The 21,709-nt window shown below is 65.2% G+C and carries 23 protein-coding genes and 1 tRNA gene; 14 read left to right on the top strand and 10 right to left on the bottom strand.

The window, feature by feature from the left end; all coding sequences use genetic code 11:
* Positions 1 to 107: 107 nt before the first annotated feature.
* Positions 108 to 180, bottom strand: a tRNA-Trp gene (locus DFO58_RS01455).
* Between the two features lie 264 nt (positions 181 to 444).
* Between DFO58_RS01455 and DFO58_RS01450 the strand changes: the two genes are divergently transcribed.
* Complete coding sequence (locus DFO58_RS01450; RefSeq protein WP_047119694.1) at positions 445 to 1,644, top strand: pyridoxal phosphate-dependent aminotransferase; 1,200 nt, start codon at positions 445 to 447, stop codon at positions 1,642 to 1,644.
* 72 nt (positions 1,645 to 1,716) lie between these two features.
* Here DFO58_RS01450 and DFO58_RS01445 read toward each other — a convergent pair whose 3' ends face one another.
* A complete protein-coding gene (locus tag DFO58_RS01445; RefSeq protein WP_047119695.1) occupies positions 1,717 to 2,382 on the bottom strand; it encodes a response regulator transcription factor in 666 nt (221 codons plus the stop codon).
* On the bottom strand, positions 2,379 to 3,650 hold the full coding sequence (locus DFO58_RS01440; RefSeq protein ID WP_120989128.1) for an ATP-binding protein: 1,272 nt from the start codon (positions 3,648 to 3,650) through the stop codon (positions 2,379 to 2,381). The genes DFO58_RS01445 and DFO58_RS01440 overlap by 4 nt, the downstream gene beginning before the upstream one ends.
* 126 nt (positions 3,651 to 3,776) lie before the next feature.
* On the opposite strand from DFO58_RS01440, the gene DFO58_RS01435 reads away from it, so the two are divergent.
* From DFO58_RS01435 to DFO58_RS01420, 4 genes are all read left to right on the top strand, one after another.
* Positions 3,777 to 5,198, top strand: coding sequence for a PspC domain-containing protein (locus DFO58_RS01435; RefSeq protein ID WP_120989127.1), 1,422 nt, complete (start codon positions 3,777 to 3,779; stop codon positions 5,196 to 5,198).
* Positions 5,199 to 5,209: 11 nt separating this feature from the next.
* Complete coding sequence (locus DFO58_RS01430) at positions 5,210 to 5,458, top strand: hypothetical protein (RefSeq protein ID WP_047119698.1); 249 nt, start codon at positions 5,210 to 5,212, stop codon at positions 5,456 to 5,458.
* A gap of 30 nt (positions 5,459 to 5,488) precedes the next feature.
* On the top strand, positions 5,489 to 5,731 hold the full coding sequence (locus DFO58_RS01425) for a PspC domain-containing protein (protein ID WP_047119699.1): 243 nt from the start codon (positions 5,489 to 5,491) through the stop codon (positions 5,729 to 5,731).
* 240 nt (positions 5,732 to 5,971) lie between these two features.
* Positions 5,972 to 7,000 carry a 6-phosphofructokinase gene (locus DFO58_RS01420; protein ID WP_053798537.1) on the top strand — a complete coding sequence of 343 codons (1,029 nt, stop codon included), beginning with the start codon at positions 5,972 to 5,974 and terminating at the stop codon, positions 6,998 to 7,000.
* Between the two features lie 84 nt (positions 7,001 to 7,084).
* Here the strand turns inward: DFO58_RS01420 and DFO58_RS01415 are convergent, their stop codons facing one another.
* The 3 genes from DFO58_RS01415 to DFO58_RS01405 form a co-directional block, all read right to left on the bottom strand.
* Positions 7,085 to 8,167: a folate-binding protein YgfZ gene (locus tag DFO58_RS01415; RefSeq protein ID WP_183043079.1), complete on the bottom strand. Its 1,083-nt coding sequence runs from the start codon at positions 8,165 to 8,167 to the stop codon at positions 7,085 to 7,087.
* 2 nt (positions 8,168 to 8,169) lie between these two features.
* Positions 8,170 to 8,784, bottom strand: coding sequence for an FABP family protein (locus DFO58_RS01410; protein WP_047119701.1), 615 nt, complete (start codon positions 8,782 to 8,784; stop codon positions 8,170 to 8,172).
* Positions 8,785 to 9,053: 269 nt separating this feature from the next.
* Positions 9,054 to 9,794, bottom strand: coding sequence for a hypothetical protein (locus DFO58_RS01405; RefSeq protein WP_147407166.1), 741 nt, complete (start codon positions 9,792 to 9,794; stop codon positions 9,054 to 9,056).
* Positions 9,795 to 9,921: 127 nt separating this feature from the next.
* Between DFO58_RS01405 and DFO58_RS01400 the strand changes: the two genes are divergently transcribed.
* The 9 genes from DFO58_RS01400 (at position 9,922) to asd (ending at position 18,313) form a co-directional block, all read left to right on the top strand.
* Positions 9,922 to 10,590: a response regulator transcription factor gene (locus DFO58_RS01400; protein WP_053798539.1), complete on the top strand. Its 669-nt coding sequence runs from the start codon at positions 9,922 to 9,924 to the stop codon at positions 10,588 to 10,590.
* A gap of 50 nt (positions 10,591 to 10,640) precedes the next feature.
* A complete protein-coding gene (gene mshD, locus DFO58_RS01395) occupies positions 10,641 to 11,597 on the top strand; it encodes a mycothiol synthase (protein WP_053798540.1) in 957 nt (318 codons plus the stop codon).
* An 85-nt stretch (positions 11,598 to 11,682) separates the two neighbouring features.
* Positions 11,683 to 13,899 carry an RNA degradosome polyphosphate kinase gene (locus DFO58_RS01390; RefSeq protein WP_047119705.1) on the top strand — a complete coding sequence of 739 codons (2,217 nt, stop codon included), beginning with the start codon at positions 11,683 to 11,685 and terminating at the stop codon, positions 13,897 to 13,899.
* The gene (locus DFO58_RS01385) at positions 13,899 to 14,906 is read left to right on the top strand and encodes an NUDIX hydrolase (RefSeq protein WP_286163405.1); all 1,008 of its coding nucleotides are present in this window, start codon (positions 13,899 to 13,901) and stop codon (positions 14,904 to 14,906) included. The genes DFO58_RS01390 and DFO58_RS01385 overlap by 1 nt, the downstream gene beginning before the upstream one ends.
* A 156-nt stretch (positions 14,907 to 15,062) precedes the next feature.
* Positions 15,063 to 15,392 carry a GNAT family N-acetyltransferase gene (locus DFO58_RS01380; protein ID WP_047119706.1) on the top strand — a complete coding sequence of 110 codons (330 nt, stop codon included), beginning with the start codon at positions 15,063 to 15,065 and terminating at the stop codon, positions 15,390 to 15,392.
* Positions 15,393 to 15,468: 76 nt separating this feature from the next.
* Positions 15,469 to 16,272, top strand: coding sequence for a thymidylate synthase (locus DFO58_RS01375; protein ID WP_053798542.1), 804 nt, complete (start codon positions 15,469 to 15,471; stop codon positions 16,270 to 16,272).
* Positions 16,269 to 16,844: a dihydrofolate reductase gene (locus DFO58_RS01370; protein ID WP_120989126.1), complete on the top strand. Its 576-nt coding sequence runs from the start codon at positions 16,269 to 16,271 to the stop codon at positions 16,842 to 16,844. Before DFO58_RS01375 ends, DFO58_RS01370 begins: the two co-directional genes overlap by 4 nt.
* Positions 16,845 to 16,854: 10 nt before the next feature.
* Positions 16,855 to 17,082, top strand: a complete 228-nt coding sequence (locus tag DFO58_RS01365) for an NF038396 family protein (RefSeq protein WP_120989125.1) — start codon at positions 16,855 to 16,857, stop codon at positions 17,080 to 17,082.
* Positions 17,083 to 17,194: 112 nt separating this feature from the next.
* Positions 17,195 to 18,313 (top strand): aspartate-semialdehyde dehydrogenase, encoded by a 1,119-nt coding sequence (gene asd, locus DFO58_RS01360; protein ID WP_120989124.1) that lies wholly within the window; start codon positions 17,195 to 17,197, stop codon positions 18,311 to 18,313.
* A gap of 85 nt (positions 18,314 to 18,398) precedes the next feature.
* On the opposite strand, the gene DFO58_RS01355 is transcribed toward asd, so the two are convergent.
* From DFO58_RS01355 to DFO58_RS01340, 4 genes are read right to left on the bottom strand one after another with little or no spacing between them, the layout of a single operon-like run.
* On the bottom strand, positions 18,399 to 19,493 hold the full coding sequence (locus DFO58_RS01355; protein ID WP_286163490.1) for a UDP-N-acetylmuramate dehydrogenase: 1,095 nt from the start codon (positions 19,491 to 19,493) through the stop codon (positions 18,399 to 18,401).
* An 18-nt stretch (positions 19,494 to 19,511) separates the two neighbouring features.
* Positions 19,512 to 20,744, bottom strand: coding sequence for an MFS transporter (locus DFO58_RS01350; RefSeq protein WP_286163403.1), 1,233 nt, complete (start codon positions 20,742 to 20,744; stop codon positions 19,512 to 19,514).
* The gene (locus DFO58_RS01345) at positions 20,720 to 21,160 is read right to left on the bottom strand and encodes a MaoC family dehydratase (protein WP_120989122.1); all 441 of its coding nucleotides are present in this window, start codon (positions 21,158 to 21,160) and stop codon (positions 20,720 to 20,722) included. The genes DFO58_RS01350 and DFO58_RS01345 overlap by 25 nt, the downstream gene beginning before the upstream one ends.
* Positions 21,161 to 21,162: 2 nt before the next feature.
* A complete protein-coding gene (locus DFO58_RS01340) occupies positions 21,163 to 21,609 on the bottom strand; it encodes a MaoC family dehydratase N-terminal domain-containing protein (protein ID WP_047119713.1) in 447 nt (148 codons plus the stop codon).
* Positions 21,610 to 21,709 lie beyond the last annotated feature (100 nt).

The raw sequence follows: 21,709 nt of genomic DNA, 5'->3' as shown, positions 1-21,709 counted from the left end.
TCGTTTCAATTTTTTGGCCAGTTGAAACAATCACGGTGTGCCGCAGCCGTTCTGACCACAACACACCGTGACGTGAGATTCTCGCTGAGCGATAGATCGCTACTGCGCAGGGCAGACAGGACTCGAACCTGCAACCTGCGGTTTTGGAGACCGCTGCGCTACCAATTGCGCCACTACCCTTTAGAGCTGAATGCTCCGTTGCATAATCTTGTCGGATTCAGCGTTATGCCTTGTCCGTTGCGATGTCGTTGCAACGAGAAATAACTTTACGCAACGAAATCCAAAATGTCGAACTGGACAGATGCAGTGTGGCGCATAACGCATTTTCGTCACCACTGGACTGGTCGTGAGAGGTCATTTTTCCAGTTCGGCGCGGGAAGCGCGCCCGCGGGATCTAGACTAGAAGCATCACCAACCATCGTTGACTTCAGGACGAAATCTTCCATGTCTAGAATCTCTCGCCGCATCGGCGCAATTTCCGAATCCGCAACCCTCGCCGTTGACGCCAAGGCCAAGGCCCTGAAGGCCGCAGGACGCCCGGTCATCGGATTCGGCGCTGGTGAGCCTGACTTCCCAACCCCGGATTACATCGTCGAGGCAGCCGTGCAGGCAGCCCGCGATCCGAAGAACCACCGCTACTCTCCTGCCGGCGGACTTCCCGAGCTACGTGAAGCCGTAGCAGCGAAGACCCTGCGAGATTCTGGCTACGAGGTCGCCCCTTCCCAGGTCCTGATCACCAACGGCGGCAAGCAGGCCGTGTACAACACCTTCGCCGCGCTGCTGGATCCCGAAGACGAGGTCATCGTCCCGGCTCCGTACTGGACCACCTACCCTGAAGCCATCCAGCTGGCCGGCGGCAAGCCGGTGGAGATCTTTGCCGGCCCGGAGCAGGGCTACAAGGTCACCGTGGAGCAGCTGGAATCCGTGCGCACCGAGCGCACCAAGATCCTGCTCTTCGTTTCCCCGTCCAACCCGACCGGCGCCGTCTACACCCCGGAGCAGGTCCGGGAGATCGGCCTGTGGGCCGCGGAGCACGGCCTGTGGGTTGTCACCGATGAGATCTACGAGCACCTGACCTACGGCGATGCGCAGTTCAGCTCCATCGCCACCCTGGTGCCGGAGCTCGAAGACCGCGTGGTCGTGCTCAATGGCGTAGCCAAGACCTATGCGATGACCGGGTGGCGCGTGGGATGGATGATCGGCCCGAACGACGTCATCAAGGCCGCCACCAACCTGCAGTCGCACGCGACCTCGAATGTCGCCAACGTGTCGCAGCGCGCCGCGCTGGCCGCCGTGGCAGGTCCGCTGGATGCCGTGAACGAGATGAAGACCGCCTTTAACCGCCGCCGCTTGGCCATCGTCGAGGGCCTGAACACCATCGACGGCCTGCACTGCCCGACCCCGGACGGTGCCTTCTACGCCTACTCGGATGTCCGCGGCCTGCTGGGCCGCGAGATCCGCGGCGTCGTGAACAACACCAGCGCCGAGCTGGCCGCCTTCATCTTGGAGCAGGCCGAGGTCGCCGTGGTTCCGGGCGAGGCATTCGGCCCGTCGGGCTACATCCGGATGTCGTATGCACTGGGCGACGCTGATCTGGCCGAAGGTGTCGACCGCATGATCAAGCTGCTGGGCGAAGCCAAGTAGGTTTCCAACACCACACAAGCCGAGGCGCCAACCCGGAAAGGTTGGCGCCTCGGCTTGTCTGGTTTCCGGCATCTAGAGGATCTTGCGCTCCACGGCCCAGCGGGTCAGCTCGTGGCGGTTGGACAGCTGCAGCTTGCGCAGCACGTTGGAGACGTGCGATTCGACGGTCTTGATCGAAATGAACAGCTCCTTGGCCACTTCCTTATAGCTGTAGCCCCGGGCGATCAGCCGCATGACCTGCAGCTCGCGGTCCGTGAGCAGGTCCAGCTCCTCGTCGATCTGCCCCGGCGCCACCGAGGAGCCGAAGGCGTCGAGCACGAAGCCTGCAAGGCGCGGGGAGAACACCGCGTCTCCCCCGGCCACCCGGCGTACCGCATCCGAGATCTCCTGGCCCGAAACGCTTTTGGTGACGTACCCGCGCGCACCGGAGCGGATTACCAGCACCACGTCCTGCGCCGAGTCCGAAACGCTCAGCGCCAGGAACTTGGTCTGGGAGAAAAGGTGCGCGCAGGAGGCAAGCACCTCCGCGCCCCCGCCGCCGCGGCCGCCAGGCAGGTGGACATCCAGCAGCACCACGTCCGGGCGCTCGCGCTCGATCACCTCGATGGCCTGCTCCACGCTGCCGGCTTCGCCCACGATCTGCAGGTCCGCGGCAAGATCCGCGCGCAGCCCGGAACGGAAGATGGCGTGGTCGTCAACCAGCACCACCCGGTAGGTCTGTTCGGTGGTTTCACTCATGATGCCTTCTGTTCTTCCTGCTCAGTGCCACGCGGCATGCTCAACTGTACTTCGGTGCCGTCCTGGCCGCTGCGGATGCGCGCGGCCCCGCCGGCGCGTTCCATGCGCCCGAGGATGGATTCGCGCACCCCGTGCCGGTCCTTGGGGATCGAGCCGAGGTCGAACCCGGCGCCGCGGTCGCGGATGAACACCTCGACCTGCGCCGGCGAGCATTCGACATATACCGAGATCTTGCCCTCGGCGTGCTTCGCGGCGTTCATCATGGCTTCCCGGCTGGCGGCCACCAGCGCCTGCTGCCCGGCGAACCCCTGGCCGTTGCCCACGGCCACCACGTCGATGTCGCGCAGCATCAGCTGCTCGATGCTCTCCGCCTCGTTCTGGATCTCGACCACCACGTCTTCGGCGTCCAGGTGCTGTTCGCCGTAGAGCCACTGGCGTAGCTCGCGCTCTTGCACCCTGGCCAGGGTCCGCACCGCGGCCGGCTCCTCGCTGCGCTTCTGGATCACTGCGAGGGTCTGCAGCACCGAGTCGTGCAGGTGCGCGGCGAATTCCGCGCGCTGCGCGGTGGCCTGCCGGTTGCTGCGCTCGGCCAGGTAGTCGCGCCAAAGCTTCGCGCCCCAGGGCAGCAGCACCACCACGGCGCCGGCGATGATCGCCAGAGCCGCCCAGAACCCGCCCAGCAGGTCAGCCACCGCCACGGTGCCGCTGAGGATGGCCAGCAGCCCGCCGACCACCAGCACCAGGCCCAGGGCCAGCCGGATGACCAGGGTGGCGTTGATCTTGCGGTCCGGCTGCACCGCGCTGCGGTCGATCTGCATCCAGGCCAGCAGGATGCCGCCGAGGATGCCGATCACCGGCCAGATCAGGTCCCAGCGGAAGTTCCAGCCTGCCCATTGGCCCAGGGCGAGGACCGCCAGCGCGAGCAGGCCCGCACCGATCAGCGCGTCCCGCCAACGGCTCAGCGACACCGCGTTCTCCCGGCCGCTGAACAGGCCCTGTTGCACGCGGGCCATCTCCTCGGCCAGGGTGCGGTTCTTGGCGCCCCAGGAACGCAGCTCGTCGGCCTGGGTTTCGTCCGCGCTGGGGGTGAAGACCCAGAGCCACCCGTACAGCAGCAAGCCCACGCCGCCCAGGGCGCTGAGCGCCAGGAATGCCAGGCGCACATAGCTGACCGGGATGTTCAGGTGCTCGGCCAGTCCCCCGCAGACGCCGGCAATGAACCGGTTCTCGCTGCGCACGATGAATTTTCGCTGTTCAGGGCTTGCCATGCTTCTAAGTCAAGCATGGAATCGCCGGGTTCCGCCGCGTTCTGGGCACAACCGGGGGCACCCCTAGGGACAAATCAGGGTAGCCCCTCATAGCGGGTACGGCTCCCTCTGCACCAGAATTGAAGCATGAGGAACCAGAGCCCGGGCCATGAAGACAAATTCTTCGCCCAGATGCGCAAGCTGAAGATCGTCCGCCAGGAATCCAAATGGATCGGTGGCGTCGCCGCGGGCATCGCCGAGCGCTTCGGCATCGACGTGGTGCTGGTGCGCGGCGTGCTGGTGGCCCTGAGCATCCTCGGCGGCCTGGGACTGGTGCTCTACGGCATCGCCTGGGCGCTGTTGCCGGACACCGAGGACCGGATCCACCTGGAACGCGCCATCAACAAGGAATGGACCAGCGGCATGACCGGCGCGCTCATCACCGTGGTGCTCGGTATCTTCCCCGCTCCCTGGTTCCTGGACTCGCTGGCCCCGATCCTGTGGCCCATCGCCATCGTCGCGGCCATCGTCTTCCTGATCTTCAAGCGCCGCAACACCAAATACGACGGCTCGCGGCCCGGCGCTACCTACCGGCCGGCCCCGGAGGATTCATCACCTGCCGGGACCACGCAGCACACGGCCCAGGGCTCAGGGGAAACCCTGACCGGCACCGTGGTTGAAAAAACCTGGCGTTCGGAAAACACGTCTTTCAGCGCGCAGGCAAGTGTTCCGGGGCATGAACCTGCCGGCGCCGATCAATTCGACTTCACGCAGACATCCACTTCGGCTTCCGAGGAGCACACCATGGAATCTGAGAAACCGGGTCCCTCCGGACCGCAGGAGGGCTCGGCCTCCACCTCGCGGCCGGACGCGGACTACACCACCCCGTTCGAGCACCAGGCCTACCCGCCGCGGCCCAACCCGTCGAAGCAGGCCAAGGAAGCCCGCCGGGCGCGGCTGGCCCCTCCGGTACCGGGTTGGATCGCCACCACCATCGTGGGCCTGACTGTCCTGGTGATCGCCGCGGTGCTCAGCATCGACTACCTGAACATCGTGGAGCTGCCCGGCAACGGCTGGTCCGTCGCCCTGGCCTGCGGGCTGCTTCTGGTGGGTCTGAGCCTGATCCTCATCTCCGCCACCAAGCGCACCAGCGGGGGCCTGCTGGGGCTGGCCATTCCGCTGCTGGTGCTGACCGTCATCTTCGGCGGAAGCAACCTCGCGTCGGGCCACCAGTCGATGGTGCACACCGATGGTTCGGACCATTCGTACAGCGCCGTCTTCAGCAACTCAACCCTGGACCTGACCGACAAGCAGGACATCACCTCGGATACCACCGTTGACGTCTCCTCGGTCTTCTCCAAGCTGGAACTGAAACTCCCTGACAATGTTCCGGTCAAGATCAAGAGCGACGGGGTCTTCATCTCGGACCTCGAGGGCCAGCTGCCCCAGGACTTGCGCCAGCTGCCGGCCGACGCACCGACCCTCACCGTGGACATCGACGGAGTGTTCTCCAGCTTCGAGTCAACGGTATCCACCGGCCCCGGCAACGCCACCAATCCGCAGTTCTAAGGAATGGACACATGAATTCCAAACCAACCCGGGAGACCAAGTTCCCCACCGGAACCCTGGTCTTCGGACTCATTCTCGTTGTGGTCGCCGTGGTCTCGCTGAGCAACACGATCTTCGACTGGACGCTGGACACCCCGCTGTTCTTCATCTCGCTGATCGCCCTGGCAGGTATCGTGATGATCGTTTCCGGCATCGCTTCAGCCATGAAGCGCGGCAACCGCGATGACGAGCTTCCACCCCCTGCCAACCCCAACTACTAGTCTTCCAACCCGAAAACCAGGAGCCCGAACATGGACAAGTTCTTCAACTCGATCCGATCAATCCCGCTGCGCCGCGGCCCGGCCCGCATGGCCGGCGGCGTAGCCGGCGGACTGGCCGACAAGTTCGGCTGGGATGTCACCATCGTGCGCATCATCATGCTGGTCTCGTTCCTGCTGCCGGTGCTCGGCATCGGCGCCTACATCGTGGCCTGGCTGCTCATCCCGGCCCAGGACGACAGCATCATCCTGCAGAAATGGCTCAGGAAGTTCTAGCCGGCACCGCCTGAGGCGGCGCAGCAACCCGGGGCGGGTTTGCGGATCTCCCATGGTCCGCAAACTCGCCCTTGTGGGCTTAAGCACGTAGACTATTTTTCAAACTCGATGCTCAATGGCGCGCGGATATCGAATGACATCCAGATGGATTGCCTGCAGCGCTGCCCCACGGGGCAAGCGATTTTCCCGTCCCCCACGCACCGCCGCAGGTTCGGTCCCATCATGACCAAGTGAGGGTAAATGCGCATTGGAATCATGACCTCGGGCGGCGACTGCCCGGGCCTGAACGCAGTGATCCGCGGTGCTGTGCTCAACGGCATCAAGAGCTACGACCATGAATTCGTCGGCTTCCGCGACGGCTGGCGCGGAGTGAAGGAAGGCGACTTCTTCGAGCTGCCGCGCACCGCGGTGCGCGGCATCTCCAAGCAGGGCGGCACCATCCTGGGCACTTCCCGCACCAACGCCTTCGAAGGCGAAAACGGCGGACCGCAGAACATCGCCGCGGTGCTCAAGGACAACGGCGTGGACGCGCTGATCGCCATCGGCGGCGAGGGCACCCTCGCCGGCGCGCAGCGATTGTGCGAGGCCGGGCTGCCGATCGTGGGCGTGCCCAAGACCATCGACAATGACTTGGACGCCACCGACTACACCTTCGGCTTCGACACCGCGAACCAGATCGCCGTGGAGGCCATCGACCGGCTGCGCACCACCGGCGACTCGCATCACCGCTGCATGGTCGCCGAGGTGATGGGCCGGCACGTGGGCTGGATCGCGCTGCATGCGGGCATGGCCTCCGGCGCCCACGCCATCCTGATCCCCGAGGTCTCCACCACCATGGAGCAGATCTGCCAGTGGGTCAACGAGGCCCACGACCGCGGCCGCGCGCCGCTGATCGTCGTCGCCGAGGGCTTCGTGCCCGAAGGCATGGAAGAGGCCTTCTCCGTGCGCGGCCTTGACACCTTCGGCCGCGCCAGGCTAGGCGGCATCGGCGAGATGCTCGCCCCGCTGATCGAGGAGCGCACCGGCATCGAGACCCGCGCCACCGTGTTGGGCCACATCCAGCGCGGCGGGGTGCCCACCGCCTTCGACCGGGTGCTGGCCACCCGGCTGGGCATGGCCTCGGTGGATTCGGTCGTCGACGGGGCGTGGGGCACCATGGTGGCGCTGCACGGAACCAAGATCAACCGCGTGCCGATGCGCGCGGCCCTGAACAACCTCAAGCGGGTGCCGATGGAGCGCTACAACGAGGCGAAGATCCTCTTCGGCTGACCCGTCGCGCCTGCAACGTCTTAAACGACGCACGAGCCGTGGAGTCCCTGAAGACTTCACGGCTCGTGCTGCTTCGCCGGCCTCCTATTTGGCGGGCGGCGTGCGCAGGAATCCGGTGAATCGCCCGGCCACCTGTCCGGCGTCCGGGGTCACGATGACTTCTTGGCTGGCGGGGTAGACGCTGTCTCCATCCACCACGCTGAGCACTTCGCCGGGGTCCACGTTGCGCTTGATGACGCCCAGCGCAATCGGCCCTGCTTCGTAGTGCAGCGCCGCGGAGGTCACCTTGCCGACAACCCGGTCGCCGAGCTTGATCTCGGCCCCCGAAGCTGGCAGCGTGTGCATGGAGCCGTCCAGGTCCAGGAACACGATTCGGCGCGGCGGGTGCCCGATGTTGTGCACGCGGGCTACTGTTTCCTGGCCCTTGTAGCAGCCCTTGTTCAGGTGCACCGAGGTGCGCAGCCAGTCCAGCTCATGCGGGATCGTCTTGTCGTCGATCTCCGCCCCGAAGCGCGGCTCCCAGGCGGCGATGCGCAGGGCCTCCACCGACATCATGCCGGCCAGCTGCTCCTCGCCCACCGCCTCGCCGAGCTTCTCCAGCTCGATGACATGCAGCAGCCACGGGCGCTCGGCGCCCGGGTGCTCGTCCCGCGAGTAGGCCCAGCCGCCCTCGGCGACTCCAGGCCACGGATCGGTCCAGACCAGCTCGCCTGCGGTGGGAATGCGGCGGGTGGCCGCAAGCACCCCGTGGGTGGCGGACAGGTCGTTGACCTCGACGCGGAGCATGAAGCGCATGGAATTCAAGAACTCCGCCAGCGCCGGTCCACTGCCGGGCTCGACGATCAGCAGCAGGCGCTCCTGGTCGACCAGCACCTTCATCTCATGCTCGATGCGCCCCTGGATGGAGAGCAGCAGCGCCTGGCTGCTGTCTCCCGGCTTGAGCGCGGTGGTCTGCTGGGTGCTCAGGGTGTTCAGCCAGCTCTGACGATCGACTCCGGTAATTTCCAGGACGTCGAAATGCGACAGGTCGGCGATGGCTTCGCCCTCGAACAATCGTCGGGCTTCGCGGGTCGGCGCGCCGTAGTGCGCGGCAACCCCTGCGTCCACTCCCCCGGCTTCCACGGCGCCATCGCGCTGCAGCAGCTGGGAACGATAAGTTTCAGTCATGGCTACTTCGTTGATTCGTCCGCGGCAACACGCTTCAGCGCGGCTGACGCATGGGCTTTGAGTTCCAGATTCCCCATGGACACGTCCCAGCGCCAGAACAGTTCACCGTTGACCAACCCGTAGATGCGGGTTGAGGAGGCGTACTGCTTGGCGTTCTTGCTGCGCAGCAGCCCTTCGGTGGCCAGCTGGACACGTGGACCATCGATCAGGCCGTAGTACAGTTCCGAGATGCCGCCGGGCTGCACGATATGCGCCTGGATCTTGAATCCGTCCTTGGTGTGCAGCTGCTGCACGTCATCCGCCGAACGCAGCACCGGGAACACGTCGCCCGGAATCATGCCGGGACCGGCATCGGCTTCGAGCTGCTCACGATCCAGGGACCAGAAACCGGTCTCCACGGTAAGCAGACGCAATTTGTTGCCCTCGGCGTCGGTGAGCCAGGATTCGCTGCGGTATTCGAGGTAGGGGCCGCCGACGTCGCTGAAGGTGGCCTGCTGCCAGAAATATTCGTCCTCAGCTTCGCCTTCTCCAAGGCGCCCCATGCCTTCCCAGGTTCCAATGAGCCAGGCGAAAGGCACCAGTTCCGGGGTGAGGTCAGTCGGTAGCGCAAATGCCATGGACCACTCGCTCCTTAGTCGTTGGTGAAACAAAAACAGCGCACACGCTATTGTGTGCGCTGTTTGCTACTTCTGGCCCTGGAAAAGACGCTTGACGACCAGTCCGGCGAAGCCCGCCATTCCCAGTCCGGCGATGACCACGAGAGCCTGGAAGAAAATTTCGAGTGCAAGGAAGTTATCATTCATGGCTTCATCTTAGCGCGAGCTTTGCATGAACCGCGACCTGCGTGACGCAGCCCGGGCTTCGGTGCTGCAAGCGGTGCGATCCGCTAGCTGAAAACCATCAAATCCAGGGCGTACCAGCTGGCGGCACCGCTGAGCAGGACGATCCCGCTGGACAGGCCCAGCACGCCGGTCAGGTTCCGCACGCTGCGCGTGGACAGCGCCAGGGCGCGCAGGGCGCTGACCAGGATTCCCACCAGCAGGCCCAGCACCACGCCTTCAACAATGTGCATCCCCAGCGGCAGCGCGGTGGCGATGGCGCCGAGCACCAGCGATACCAGCGGCGCCAGGAACATGGTGATGCGGTTGGGCAACCGCGTCATCGCTACGAGGCCGGCCCCGGCCAGCCCGATGACGGTGACCAGGGTCAGCGCGAACCCGAAGTTCACGGTTCCGGCGGCGGCCCAGGCCGAACCGAGAACCGCCATGACCACGCCGGTGATGCCGCTGACCGTGCCGGCCATGCGGCCCTCGGCTTCGGCCCCGCGCAGCACCTGGCTGATGAACACCAGCAGCACGCCCACCGCAATGACTTCGACGCCATGGGACATCGGCGACACGCCCGGCATGAACAGCACCGCCGCGGTCGAGGCGAGCGAGCACACGGCAAGGATGACCGTCAGCGGCCATGGCGCTTCAGCGCGGATTAGCCGGGGCCAGGTGTAAGCGAACGCGAGCTGCAATATGACCGCGACAGCGCCCATCGCCCATTCGACGGAGTGAAGGCTGGCCGCTCCCAGGAGCAGGGCCGAAGCCAGCAGACCGCTTATTAGTACCTTGATCCTCAAACCAGAATTCCTGACGGTAATTTATGCGCACTTGTGACTTCACATGCGAGCTTGGACTCTTCCATTCTCTATACTTTGACACGTAAAAACGATTTTCTCGCATCTATCTGGCAGGAGGAAGACCGCTGTGGCGAACCTGCTGCTCCTGACGAACAACGGACAGTCCGAAGCTGAAGTGCTTCCGGCGCTCGAACTACTACTGCATCAGATCCAGTGCCTCCCGGCGCAAACGCAGTCCCTGAGCCAGGTTTCCGAATGCGACGCGGTCATCCTCGATGCCCGCACCGAACTGGTGGCGGCCCGCTCGCTGGCGCAGGTCATCCATGCAACGCTGAAGCTTCCGCTGCTGCTGGTGGCCAGCGAGGGCGCGCTGAGCATCCTGAACTCCGAATGGCATGCCGCGGACTTCATCCTGCCCACGGCGGTCCCCGCCGAGCTGGAGGCCCGCATCCGGTTGCTCCTCTCCGCTGTGCCGGAGCCCGCCGCCCCGGCGGAAGCGCCGCAGAACCGCTCCGGGTTGCGCATCGACGAGCTGAGCTACACCGCGAAGATCGACCAGCGGATCCTGGACCTCACCTATAAGGAATTCGAGCTGCTCAAGTACCTCTCGCAGTTCCCGGGCCGGGTATTCACCCGCGAGCAGCTGCTGCACGAGGTATGGGGATACGACTACTACGGGGGCACCCGCACCGTGGACGTGCACGTGCGGCGTCTGCGCGCGAAACTGGGCACCGACCACGAACAATTGATCGGCACCGTGCGAAATGTCGGCTACCGGTTCCACAACGAGGCCTAACATGACAGGGCCTCTGGCGGGTCAGGTCATCCAGCGGATAACCTGAGAGCATGAACGAGCTGCCCCAGAAAACTGTGTCCATTCAGAAGGTCCTCGGCGAGCTGGAACAGAGTTCGCTGGCCGAGGTCCGAGACCTGGCCGCCGCCGCGCTGCAGGAGGACGGCAATCCGCCCTTGAGCGACCAGACGCTGGTCGCACTGGGCTCGGAAACCTCCGGCGAGAACGTCATCACGCTGCTGGCCTCCTCGGGCGAGGGAACCGAAGCCCAGCTCAGCGGCGTCATCGTCGCGATCGACGACCCGATATCCCGGCGCTGGATCGTCGAACTGGTGGTCCACCCCCAGTTCCGCAACCACGGCATCGGCCGCCAGCTGCTGCAGAGGCTGGGCGAACAGCTGGATCTGAGCCAGATCCTGACCTGGGCGCACGGCGACCACGCAGCGGCCCGCAAGCTGGCCGATTCGATCGGCCTGTCGCGCAACCGCGAGCTGTACCGGATGCGCCGCGAAGGCACCGACTCTCTGGAAGAGACGCCGCTGCAGCGCGGGCTGACGCTGCGCAGCTTCCGCGTCGGCGAGGACGAGTCGGCCTGGCTTGAAGCCAATGCCAAGTCCTTCGCGCACCATCCGGAACAGGGTTCGCTGACCCTGTCCGATCTCGATGCGCGCATGAACGAGAACTGGTTCGACCCGCAGGGCTTCTTCTTGGCCTTCGACCCGGAAGACCAGCTCATCGCCTACCACTGGACCAAGATCCATCCGGCGGGCGCCGACGACAACCGCCCGATGGGCGAGGTCTACGTGGTCGGCGTGGTTCCCGAGGCGCAGGGCCTGGGCTTGGGCCGCGCGCTGACTACTGTGGGCATCAACTACCTTCTCGAGCAGGGGGTCGGGTCGGTGCTGCTGTACGTGGACGCCGAGAACGAGGCGGCAGTCAAGCTCTACCGGTCGCTCGGCTTCACGCTATGGTCCGCAGACATCATGTACGGCCCCGAACAGATAGACTGATAGAGCATGGCAGTCCGGGTTTTTCCCGGACCGCCAGCCGACGGTGAAGATGGCCTCCACCTGCAGGAAGAAGTGAGTTCAGCAGATGACAACCACCCCCAAGCAGCCCCCGGCACAACTGAGGGATGTCCCTTCATCCAAGGTCAATGAAGACCGGATCGAACCGGCAGGACTCCTGCCCGACCTCCATCCGGACGGGGGTTTCGAGAACGAGCGGTTCCTCGACCGGGAACTGAGCTGGCTGCATTTCAACGCGCGGGTGCTGGAACTGGCCGAGGACGTCGACCTGCCGCTGCTTGAACGCGTCAATTTCCTCTCGATCTTCGCCTCCAACCTGGACGAGTTCTTCATGGTGCGCGTCGCCGGCCTGAAGCGCCGCATCGTGACCGGCCTGGCCGTCCCGGCGGCCAACGGGATGAACCCGGTGGACCAGCTCGAATTGCTGCTGAACTCGGCGCACGAGCTGCAGACCCGCCATGCAAGGGTCTACTCGGAGTCGGTCTCCCCCGACCTCGCCACGCACGGCATCCGCATCACCGGCTGGGACGAGCTCTCGGCCTCCGAGCAGAGCTTGCTCTCCGAGTGGTTCATGGCCCAGGTCTTCCCGATCCTCACCCCGCTGGCGGTGGATCCGGCCCACCCCTTCCCTTATATCTCCGGCCTGTCGCTGAACCTGGCCGTGGTGGTGCGCAACCCGCTGACCGGCAAGGAGCTGTTCGCCCGCCTGAAGGTGCCTGACACCATCGACCGCCTGGTCAGCATAGACGGCCCGCGCGCCGCCCACTCCTCGCACCGCGCCGCACGCTTCATCGCGCTGGAGGACCTGATCGCCGTGCACCTGGAGCAGCTGTTCCCGGGCATGGAAATCGTGGAGCACCACTTCTTCCGCGTCACCCGCAACGAGGACCTGGAAGTCGAGGAAGACGACGCCGAGAACCTGCTGCAGGCCCTGGAAAAGGAGCTGCTGCGCCGCCGCTTCGGCCCTCCGGTGCGCCTGGAGGTGGTTGACGACATCAACCCGCAGATCATGGACCTGCTCTCCCGGGAGCTGGGTATCGACGAGGACGAGGTATTCAAGCTGCCCGCCCCGCTGGACCTGCGCGGCCTGGGCGTCATCGCCTCGCTGGACCGCACCGAGCTGCACTACCCCAAGCACATGGGGCACACCTCACGGTTCCTGAACGAGTCGGAAACCGCCAAGGCAGCCAACGTGTTCGGCGCCGTACGCCGCCGCGACATCCTGCTGCACCACCCCTACGATTCCTTCTCCACCTCGGTCCAGGCCTTCCTGGAGCAGGCCGCGGCGGATCCGAAGGTTATGGCCATCAAGCAGACCCTGTACCGCACCTCCGGCGACTCCCCGATCGTCGATGCGCTGATCGACGCGGCCGAGGCAGGCAAGCAGGTGCTGGCGCTGGTGGAGATCAAGGCCCGCTTCGACGAGCAGGCGAACATCTCCTGGGCGCGCAAGCTGGAACAGGCGGGCGTGCACGTGGTGTACGGCATCGTGGGCCTGAAGACCCACTCCAAGCTCTCCCTGGTGGTGCGCCGCGAAGGCGACAAGCTGCGCCGCTACTGCCACATCGGTACCGGAAACTACCACCCGCGCACCGCGCGCTACTACGAGGACTTCGGGCTGCTGACCTGCGACGAGGAGGTCGGCGAGGACGTCTCGAAGCTGTTCAACCAGCTCTCGGGCTACGCCCCGCGCTCCACCTACAAGCGTCTGCTGGTCGCCCCGCGTTCGGTGCGCACCGGGCTGCTGGCGCACATCGAGCAGGAAGTGCGCAACGCCCAGGCCGGGGTCGACGCCAAGGTGGTCATCAAGGTCAATTCGATTGTCGACGAGGCGATCATCGACGCGCTGTACCGCGCCAGCCAGGCCGGGGTGAAGGTCGACGTGATCGTGCGCGGCATCTGCGCCCTGCGCCCGGGCGTCCCGGGGCTGAGCGAGAACATCCGGGTCCGCTCGATCCTCGGCCGCTTCCTGGAGCACAGCCGCGTGTTCACCTTCGCCAACGCAGGGAACCCGATCGTGTACATCGGCTCGGCCGACATGATGCACCGCAACCTCGACCGCCGCGTGGAAGCCCTGGTCTCCCTGGGGCAGCCGGAGGACATCGAGGAAATGATCAGCCTGCTGGAACGCTACATGGACGACGGGACCTCCTCCTGGCATCTGCACTCGGACGGCAAGTGGGACCGGCACTACAAGGACGAGGACGGCAACCCGCTCTCCGATGTCCAGTTCTGGCTCATCCAGGACCACGCCCAGCGGCGAAATAGCGGGCGAAACAGCTAGTGGCCGATTCGAATGTCCAACGCGCCCTTGACCGGGTGCTGGAACTGCATCGTTCATCCGATGCCGAGGAAATCCGCCTGGGCCACTTCGACATCATCGCTGCGGGGGCCATCCCGTGGCGGCTGGAGCACGGCAAGCTGCGGGTGCTGGTCATCCACCGGCCCAAGTACGACGACTGGTCCTGGCCCAAGGGCAAGCTGGACGACGGCGAAGCCATCGCCGAATGCGCGGTGCGCGAAGTCCACGAGGAGATCGGGCTGCAGATCACGCTCGGCCTGCCGCTGGCGGCCACCGCGTACTCGGTGAAGCAGCGCGCCAAGGTCGTCTACTACTGGGCGGCCGCCACGCACCACGAAGCCGAGGTCATCCCGGACGGCTCCGAATGCGACGAGGTCCGCTGGGTCTCCCCCAAGCAGGCCATCGGCATGCTGACCAACCCCTCGGACGCCGCGCCGCTGCAGGACCTGCTCGCCGCCCACAAGGCCGGCCATCTGGAGGCCAAGCCGTTCATCCTGGTCCGCCACGCAAAGGCCAAGCCGCGCAGCAAGTGGACCCGTGCCGAAGGCGACCGCCCGCTGGCGGCCACCGGGCGCCGCCAGGCCCAGGCAGTCTCGCGACTGCTGGAAGCCTGGGCCCCGGGGCATGTCGCGTCTTCGCCGTGGATGCGCTGCGTGCAGACCGTCGCGCCCTACGTCACGGCGAACCAGCTGAAGCTCAGCTCCGTGCGGGCGGTCACCGAGCATGCGGCCACGCGGCACCCGAAGCGGGCTGCGAAGGCGGTGCAGAAACTCCTGGACAAGAACCGCTCCCAGGTGCTGTGCACGCACCGGCCGGTGCTTCCCACGGTACTGAAGGTCCTCAAGGGCAGCACCTCGGCGACCATCGCCGAGGTGCTCCCCGCCAAGGATCCTTTCCTCGATCCCGGAGGGGTGATCGTGGCGCACCAGATACCCGGCGCGAATCCGCGGATCATCTCCCTGGAAGTCCATACCCCGTATCACGACTGACACCACCGCCGGCGCCGCTGCACCGCACCCGGCGGACGGGCATCCCCGGCTCCTCACGCCGCGAGGATGCCCGTCGTTGCATCTGCGCACAAATGCGACTATGACTGTTTAATAAGAATCCCCAGTGGCTCTTGTCACCCAGAGAAAGGCCAAGCCATGAGTGCAAATCAGCCCCAGCAACCGGTTGAGAAGATCGTGCACCAGGGTCTGCGCCTGGACCATGATGAAGACCGCGGGCGTTTCTCGCTGTGGCACGGATCCACCTATGTCGGCTTCATCGGCTACCACCGCGAAGACGACGTGGTCACCATCCAGCACACCATCGTCAACGAGGAATTCGGTCGCCGCGGCTACGCCCGGGCGCTGGTGACGCTGGTACTGGACCGGCTGGCCAACGAGGGCGTCAAGATCGTTCCCGAGTGCAGCTACGTGCAGGACTACCTGCGCCGCTACCCGGAGTACCAGGGCATGGTCGTCAAGGGCTGAAGCTTCGTTATCCGGGGCTTCGTGGGATACGCCACGGGACCTCCGGCGCCGTTCGCCGGTGGACTAAACTGGTGGGGTGAGCATTCCTACCCCATACGAAGACCTGCTTCGCGACGTTCTGGAGAACGGCGCCGCCAAGGAAGACCGCACCGGAACCGGCACGCTGTCGGTCTTCGGCCGCCAGATCCGCTTCGACCTGGCCGATTCCTTCCCGCTGATCACCACCAAGCGCGTGCATTTCCGCTCGGTCGCTGCAGAACTGCTGTGGTTCCTGCGCGGGGAGTCCAACGTGAAGTGGCTCCAGGACCAGGGCGTGCGCATCTGGAACGAATGGGCTGATGAGGACGGCGAACTGGGGCCGGTCTACGGCGTCCAGTGGCGCTCATGGCCCACCCCCGAAGGCGGCCAGATCGACCAGATCTCCCAGCTGGTCGACTCGCTGCGCAGCAACCCCGATTCCCGCCGCCACATCGTCTCGGCCTGGAATGTCGCCGAAATCGAGAACATGGCATTGCCGCCCTGCCATGTCTTCTTCCAGTTCTATGTGGCCGACGGCAAGCTGTCCTGCCAGCTCTACCAGCGCAGCGCCGACATGTTCCTCGGCGTGCCGTTCAACATCGCTTCCTACGCGCTGCTGACCCGCATGCTCGCCCATCAGCTGGACCTGGAGCCGGGTGAGTTCATCTGGACCGGCGGCGACGTGCACATCTATACCAACCACTTGGAGCAGGTGCGCGAACAGCTCTCCCGCGAGCCGTACCCGTACCCGACGCTCGACTTCGCGTCCAAGCCGGAGTCAGTCTTCGACTACACTCTGGAAGACTTCGTGGTCAACGACTACAAGCACCACCCGACCATCAAGGGGACCGTCGCCGTATGACGCCTGAACCGCGCCACACCGCCGACCTCACGCCGCTGGTCGGCGCCATCTGGGCCCAGGCGGGCAACGGAATCATCGGCGACCAGGGAACCATGCCCTGGCATGTCCCGGAAGACCTAGCCCATTTCAAGAGGATCACCGCCGGCCATCCGGTCATCATGGGCCGCGCCACCTGGGAGTCGTTCCCGCCAAAGTTCCGGCCGCTGCCAGGACGGAGCAACATCGTGCTGACCACCCGCGCCGAGTCGCACCAGGCGCTGCGCGATGCCGGTGCGCTGCCGGTCGCGGACCTCGGCGAAGCCCTGGCCCTGGCCAAGACCTGCGAGGGCAGCCGGGAAATCTGGATCATCGGCGGAGGCAAGGTCTACGCCCAATCGCTTCAGCTGCTAGACCTGGCAGTGATCACCAAGCTCGATCTGGAGGTCCAGGGAGACACCAGCGCGCCGCAGCTCCCCGAGGACTTTGCCCTGGGGCTCAGCGACCCGGGACTGGATGGACCGGAGAACCAATGGCACAAGTCCGGTACCGGCACCCGCTACCGTTTTGAAACCTGGATCCGCGAAAAGGACTAGTTAACATCCCATGAAAAAATACCTCGCTGATCTCAAACAGCACTCAGATGCCCTGTTCATCCTCGGCTACATGCTTTTCCCGCTGCTCGCGCTGGTTGTCGCGGTGCTCGGGTTTTTCATGGTGCTCGGCGGCCACAAGATCTTCGGCGTGATCCTGCTGTTCGTCCCGACCCAGGTGTTCCTCTACGCAGCGTTCTGGGCCATCAAGAACCGCAAGCTGTTGCTTGAGGAAAAGTAGAACTTTTGCTGCTGCAGAATCACACCCGGCCCTTCTGGGGCTTGGGTGTGTTTCTGCTTTAAGCGCTGTAACGAACCGGGATAATAACGTAATTCAGCCCTACCATTGAGGTATGACTTCATCTGTTGGTTTTGTAGGTTACCGTGGCATGGTCGGTTCCGTGCTCATGCAGCGCATGCTCGACGAGGGCGACTTTGCGCAGATCGACCCGGTCTTCTTCTCGACGTCGAATGCCGGCGGCCAGGCCCCCTCATTCGCCGAGGGCGCCGGCCCGCTACAGGATGCTTTCGACATCCAGACGCTGGCCAAGCTGCCGATAATCGTGACCGCCCAGGGCGGCGACTACACTACCAAGGTCCACGCCGAGCTGCGCAAGGCCGGCTGGGACGGACTGTGGATCGATGCCGCATCGAGCCTGCGCATGAACGACGACTCGGTGATCGTGCTGGACCCGATCAACCGCAACGTCATCGACCAGTCGCTGGTTGCCGGCGTCAAGGACTTCGTGGGCGGCAACTGCACCGTTTCCTGCATGCTCATGGGCCTGGGCGGGCTGTTCAAGAACAACCTGGTCGAGTGGGGCACTTCCATGACCTACCAGGCGGCCTCCGGCGGCGGCGCCCGCCACATGCGCGAGCTGCTGACCCAGTTCGGCGACATCAACGCCTCGGTCGCGGACGAGCTTGCAGACCCGGCCAGCGCCATCCTGGAGATCGACCGCAAGGTGCTTGAAACCCAGCGCGGCGGCCTGGACGCCGCACAGTTCGGCGTGCCGCTGGGCGGTTCGCTGATCCCGTGGATCGATTCGGATCTGGGCAACGGCCAGTCCCGCGAGGAGTGGAAGGCCGGCGCGGAGACCAACAAGATCCTGCAGACCTCCGGTAGCCGCCACATCGCCATGGACGGACTGTGCGTGCGCATCGGCGCCATGCGCTCGCACTCGCAGGCGCTGACCCTGAAGCTGAAGGAAGACCTGCCGGTCTCCGAGATCGAGTCGCTGTTGGCCGAGGACAACGAGTGGGCCAAGGTCGTGCCGAACGAGAAGGAAGCGACCATGGAGCAGCTGACCCCGGTGGCCGCCTCGGGCACCCTGGACATCCCGGTCGGCCGCATCCGCAAGCTGGAGATGGGCCCGGAGTACATCTCCGCCTTCACCGTGGGCGACCAGCTGCTCTGGGGCGCCGCGGAGCCGCTGCGCCGCATGCTGGCCATCGCACAGGGCCGCCTATAGGGACTACTTCCCCGCCGACAAATGCCCGGGGCGCACAGTTCACTGAACGGTGCGCCCCGGGCATTTTCACATATGCGGACGGATACTAGAGCTCCACTCCGATCAGCAGCGGCTCATTGACCAGCGTGATGCCGAACCGCTCGGCAACCCCGGCGCGCACTGCGCGGGCGATGGCCAGGATGTCAGCCGCGCTGGCGGTGCCCCGGTTCGTAATGGCCAAGGTGTGCTTGGTGGACAGTGAAGCCCGTCCCCCGGCGATCTGGAACCCGTCGGTCCCCTCCAGTCCGTAGCCCTTGCCGAAACCTGCCTGGTCGATCAGCCAGGCGGCCGACAACTTGACCATTTCGGCCTGCTCGGCCGGATAGTTCGGAGCGTTGTGCGGCAGCTGCTCCAGCACCGACGCGTCGACAATCGGGTTGGTGAAGAAGGAGCCGGTTGAATGCGAGTCCGGGTCCTGCGGGTCATAGACCATGCCCTTGGACCGACGCAGTTCCAGAACCGTCTGCCGAACCAGCGCTGCATCCGCGCCCTGGCCGGCTTCGACGCCCAAGCGGCGGGCCAACTCGGCATAGCGGATCGGCGCCGACTCGTTGCCGCGCTTGAGCAGGAACGCGGCTTCCAGCACCACGTACCGGGGCGAACCGTGGGTGCTGGTGCGCTTGATCAGCGAATCACGGTAGGCGAACGCCAGGTCCTCGTTCGACAGCTGCAGGATCTCCTGCGCGGTGCGGTCCCAGACGCGGGCCCAGGCCAAGGTCTGGGAAACGTCCGCTCCGTAGGCGCCGACGTTCTGCACCGGGGTGGCCCCGGCACAGCCGGGGATCCCGGAGAGGGCTTCGAGTCCGCTCAGGCCTTCGGCCAACGAGTACTCGACCGCGGCGTCCCAGTTCTCGCCGGCCGCGGCGCGCAGCAGCGCCAGCCCGCCGTCCTGTTCCTCGACAACCAGGCCGCGCGTGGCGATGCGGATGACGGTGCCCGAGAAGCCCTCGTCCGAGATAACCAGGTTCGAGCCGCCGCCGATGAACAGGATGTCCTCGCCGGCGTTGTCCGCGGCGGTGATCGCCGCAATCAGCTCGGCTTCGGTGGACGCGGTCACGGTGCGCGCAGCGTCGCCGCCAACAGCCGTGGTGGTCATGTTCTTCAGCATTGAACTACTATCTTTCGATTTGTCTCTGGAAATACGTTGATTCGGGCGGATCTAGCTGGCGGACTCGGGCTGGCGCGGATAGCCTGCGGCGTTCTTCGACAGCAGGAACGCCACGACAACCAGGATCGAGATGCAGCCGAGTGCAGGCAGCAGGCCGATAGCCCCGGCCAGCAGGCCCAGCAGCGGCGGACCTCCCAGGAATGCCGCGTAGCCGATGGTAGAAACCACTGCCACGCGGGCTGCCGCGTGTTCCGGGTCATCCGATGCGGCGCTCATGGCCAGCGGGAAGGTCAGGGCAACACCCATGCCCCACACGGCCAGCGCCACGAAAGCCAATGGCAGGTTGTCTCCGAACGCGAAGATCAGCAGGCCCACTAGCGCGGCGATGGCGCTGACCCGGATCATCCAAACCCGCCCCATACGCAGGATCAAGTCCCCGGCCAGCAATCGGGTCAGCGTCATGGCAGTCACGAAGGCCGCGTAGCCCAGCGCGCCGGTGGCTTCGGTGGTCCCGTAGCCATCGGCCAGGGCCAAGGCCACCCAGTCCCCGGCCGCGCCTTCGGCGAGCGCCATGCCCAGCACCAGCACGCCCAGCAGGACCGTTTGCGGCTCCTTCCAGGTACGCAGCAGCGAATGCCCCTTGAACTTCGAATCCTTCGAGGCCCGGCTCCGGTCTTCCCCGTAGAAACGGGACGAATACAGCACCGTGGCGATGATCAAGATGCCCATGACCCCGTAGTGCAGTTGCAGCGGCAGCGCGACCGCTGCGGCGCCGGCGCCGATTCCGGCGCCGAGAACTGTACCCACGGAGAAGAACCCGTGCAGGGCAGGCATGACGCTGCGTCCCAGTGCCCGTTCCATGGCCGCGCCCTGGATGTTCGAGGCGACGTTCCACGAGGCGGCTCCAAGCCCCTGGCAGAAGAGCACCGTCGCGGTCAGCATGCTTGAGTGCAGCAGTCCCGAGGTGGAGCCGACGCCCATGAGCGCGAGACCTGCAATCAGTGCGCCGTAGCGCATGACGTTGGTGGCGCCGAAACGCATCACCAGATGACCAGCCAGGGATACGGAGAGGAAGGAGCCTGCGCTCATTCCGAGCAGCAGCAGGCCGACCTGCGAGTGGTCCAGCCCCAGCTCGTCGCGCAGTGCCGGAAGCCTGGAGACCAGGGTTGCCAGCAGCAGGCCGCTGGCCATGTAGGCGGCCATCAACGAGTTGCGCCAGTGCTTTACCGCGACCGGCACGTCGGCTGCGGGTTGCTGGTTCAGAGCTGCACCACGGCCTGGCACTTGAGCAATACCTTGGTTCCGTTGGCGGAGACGGTCAGGTCCACGCGGGCGGTGCGGGTCTGGGCATCCAGGGCACCGATCTTGCCCTCGACCTCGATGGTGGTTCCTTCGAAGTCCGAGGGGTTGGTACCCTCGGGGTCCTCGACGACGACCGGCTTGGTGAAGCGGGTCTGGTAGTCGATGACTGCGCCGGGATTGCCCACCCAGGTGGAGACCAGGTCAATGACCGCGCCCATGGTGAACATGCCGTGGGCGATGACCGAGGGAAGCTCGACTTCCTTGGCGAAGCGCTCGTTCCAGTGGATGGGGTTGAAGTCCCCCGAAGCGCCGGCATAGCGCACTAGGTCGGCGCGGTTGACCTTGACATTGTGGGTGCCGAGAACCTGTCCCTTTTCAAGGGTGTCGAAAGCGATCATGATTAGTCCTCAGCTCGAACCAGTAGCGATGAAACGGTGGTGGCGATCTTTTCCCCACCGACGGTGGTGATTTCGGCGCGGGTGGTGATCATGGCCCCGGCGCCCATTTCGCGGATCTGGTCCACGTACAGCTCGGCGAGCAGTTCATCGCCGGCCACGATGGGGCGGTGGTGGGTAAAGCGCTGGTCTGCATGCACCACGCGGGAGAAGTCGATGCCCGAGGCAGGGTCGGCGATCAGCTGGGCGTCGGCGCGCTGGGCCACGATGATGGCGAAGGTCGGCGGGGCGACCACGTCGTTGAAGCCGAGCTTGCGCGCGGATTCGACATCGTAGTGGGCCGGAGAGGTGGCCTTGGTGGCTGCTGCGAATTCTCGGATCTTCTCTCGTCCTACCTGGTAGGACTCGCCGGCAGGGTAGATGCGCCCCACCAGATCAGGGTTGATGCCCATTAGTTCTCCTGAACTTTGTGACTGTGTGTTGATTGCTGTCCACGCAGGGCTCAGCCGCTCGGGGCTCCCAGCTCTGCGGAACACGAAACCTTCGGGGTGC

The organism is Arthrobacter sp. AG1021, assembly GCF_003633665.1.
GTDB lineage: Bacteria > Actinomycetota > Actinomycetes > Actinomycetales > Micrococcaceae > Glutamicibacter > Glutamicibacter soli.
This window is presented reverse-complemented; position numbering and strand designations above follow the sequence as displayed.

Bases quoted from the DNA above. Each gene is read 5' to 3' on its own strand.
- DFO58_RS01420 (WP_053798537.1), top strand. From the start codon at position 5,972: ATGCGCATTGGAATCATGACCTCGGGCGGCGACTGCCCGGGCCTGAAC.
- DFO58_RS01425 (WP_047119699.1), top strand. From the start codon at position 5,489: ATGGACAAGTTCTTCAACTCGATCCGATCAATCCCGCTGCGCCGCGGC.
- DFO58_RS01345 (WP_120989122.1), bottom strand. From the start codon at position 21,160: ATGATCGCTTTCGACACCCTTGAAAAGGGACAGGTTCTCGGCACCCAC.
- DFO58_RS01450 (WP_047119694.1), top strand. From the start codon at position 445: ATGTCTAGAATCTCTCGCCGCATCGGCGCAATTTCCGAATCCGCAACC.
- DFO58_RS01440 (WP_120989128.1), bottom strand. From the start codon at position 3,650: ATGGCAAGCCCTGAACAGCGAAAATTCATCGTGCGCAGCGAGAACCGG.
- DFO58_RS01445 (WP_047119695.1), bottom strand. From the start codon at position 2,382: ATGAGTGAAACCACCGAACAGACCTACCGGGTGGTGCTGGTTGACGAC.
- DFO58_RS01340 (WP_047119713.1), bottom strand. From the start codon at position 21,609: ATGGGCATCAACCCTGATCTGGTGGGGCGCATCTACCCTGCCGGCGAG.
- DFO58_RS01410 (WP_047119701.1), bottom strand. From the start codon at position 8,784: ATGGCATTTGCGCTACCGACTGACCTCACCCCGGAACTGGTGCCTTTC.
- mshD (WP_053798540.1), top strand. From the start codon at position 10,641: ATGAACGAGCTGCCCCAGAAAACTGTGTCCATTCAGAAGGTCCTCGGC.
- DFO58_RS01390 (WP_047119705.1), top strand. From the start codon at position 11,683: ATGACAACCACCCCCAAGCAGCCCCCGGCACAACTGAGGGATGTCCCT.
- DFO58_RS01415 (WP_183043079.1), bottom strand. From the start codon at position 8,167: ATGACTGAAACTTATCGTTCCCAGCTGCTGCAGCGCGATGGCGCCGTG.
- asd (WP_120989124.1), top strand. From the start codon at position 17,195: ATGACTTCATCTGTTGGTTTTGTAGGTTACCGTGGCATGGTCGGTTCC.
- DFO58_RS01365 (WP_120989125.1), top strand. From the start codon at position 16,855: ATGAAAAAATACCTCGCTGATCTCAAACAGCACTCAGATGCCCTGTTC.
- DFO58_RS01430 (WP_047119698.1), top strand. From the start codon at position 5,210: ATGAATTCCAAACCAACCCGGGAGACCAAGTTCCCCACCGGAACCCTG.
- DFO58_RS01380 (WP_047119706.1), top strand. From the start codon at position 15,063: ATGAGTGCAAATCAGCCCCAGCAACCGGTTGAGAAGATCGTGCACCAG.
- DFO58_RS01435 (WP_120989127.1), top strand. From the start codon at position 3,777: ATGAGGAACCAGAGCCCGGGCCATGAAGACAAATTCTTCGCCCAGATG.
- DFO58_RS01370 (WP_120989126.1), top strand. From the start codon at position 16,269: ATGACGCCTGAACCGCGCCACACCGCCGACCTCACGCCGCTGGTCGGC.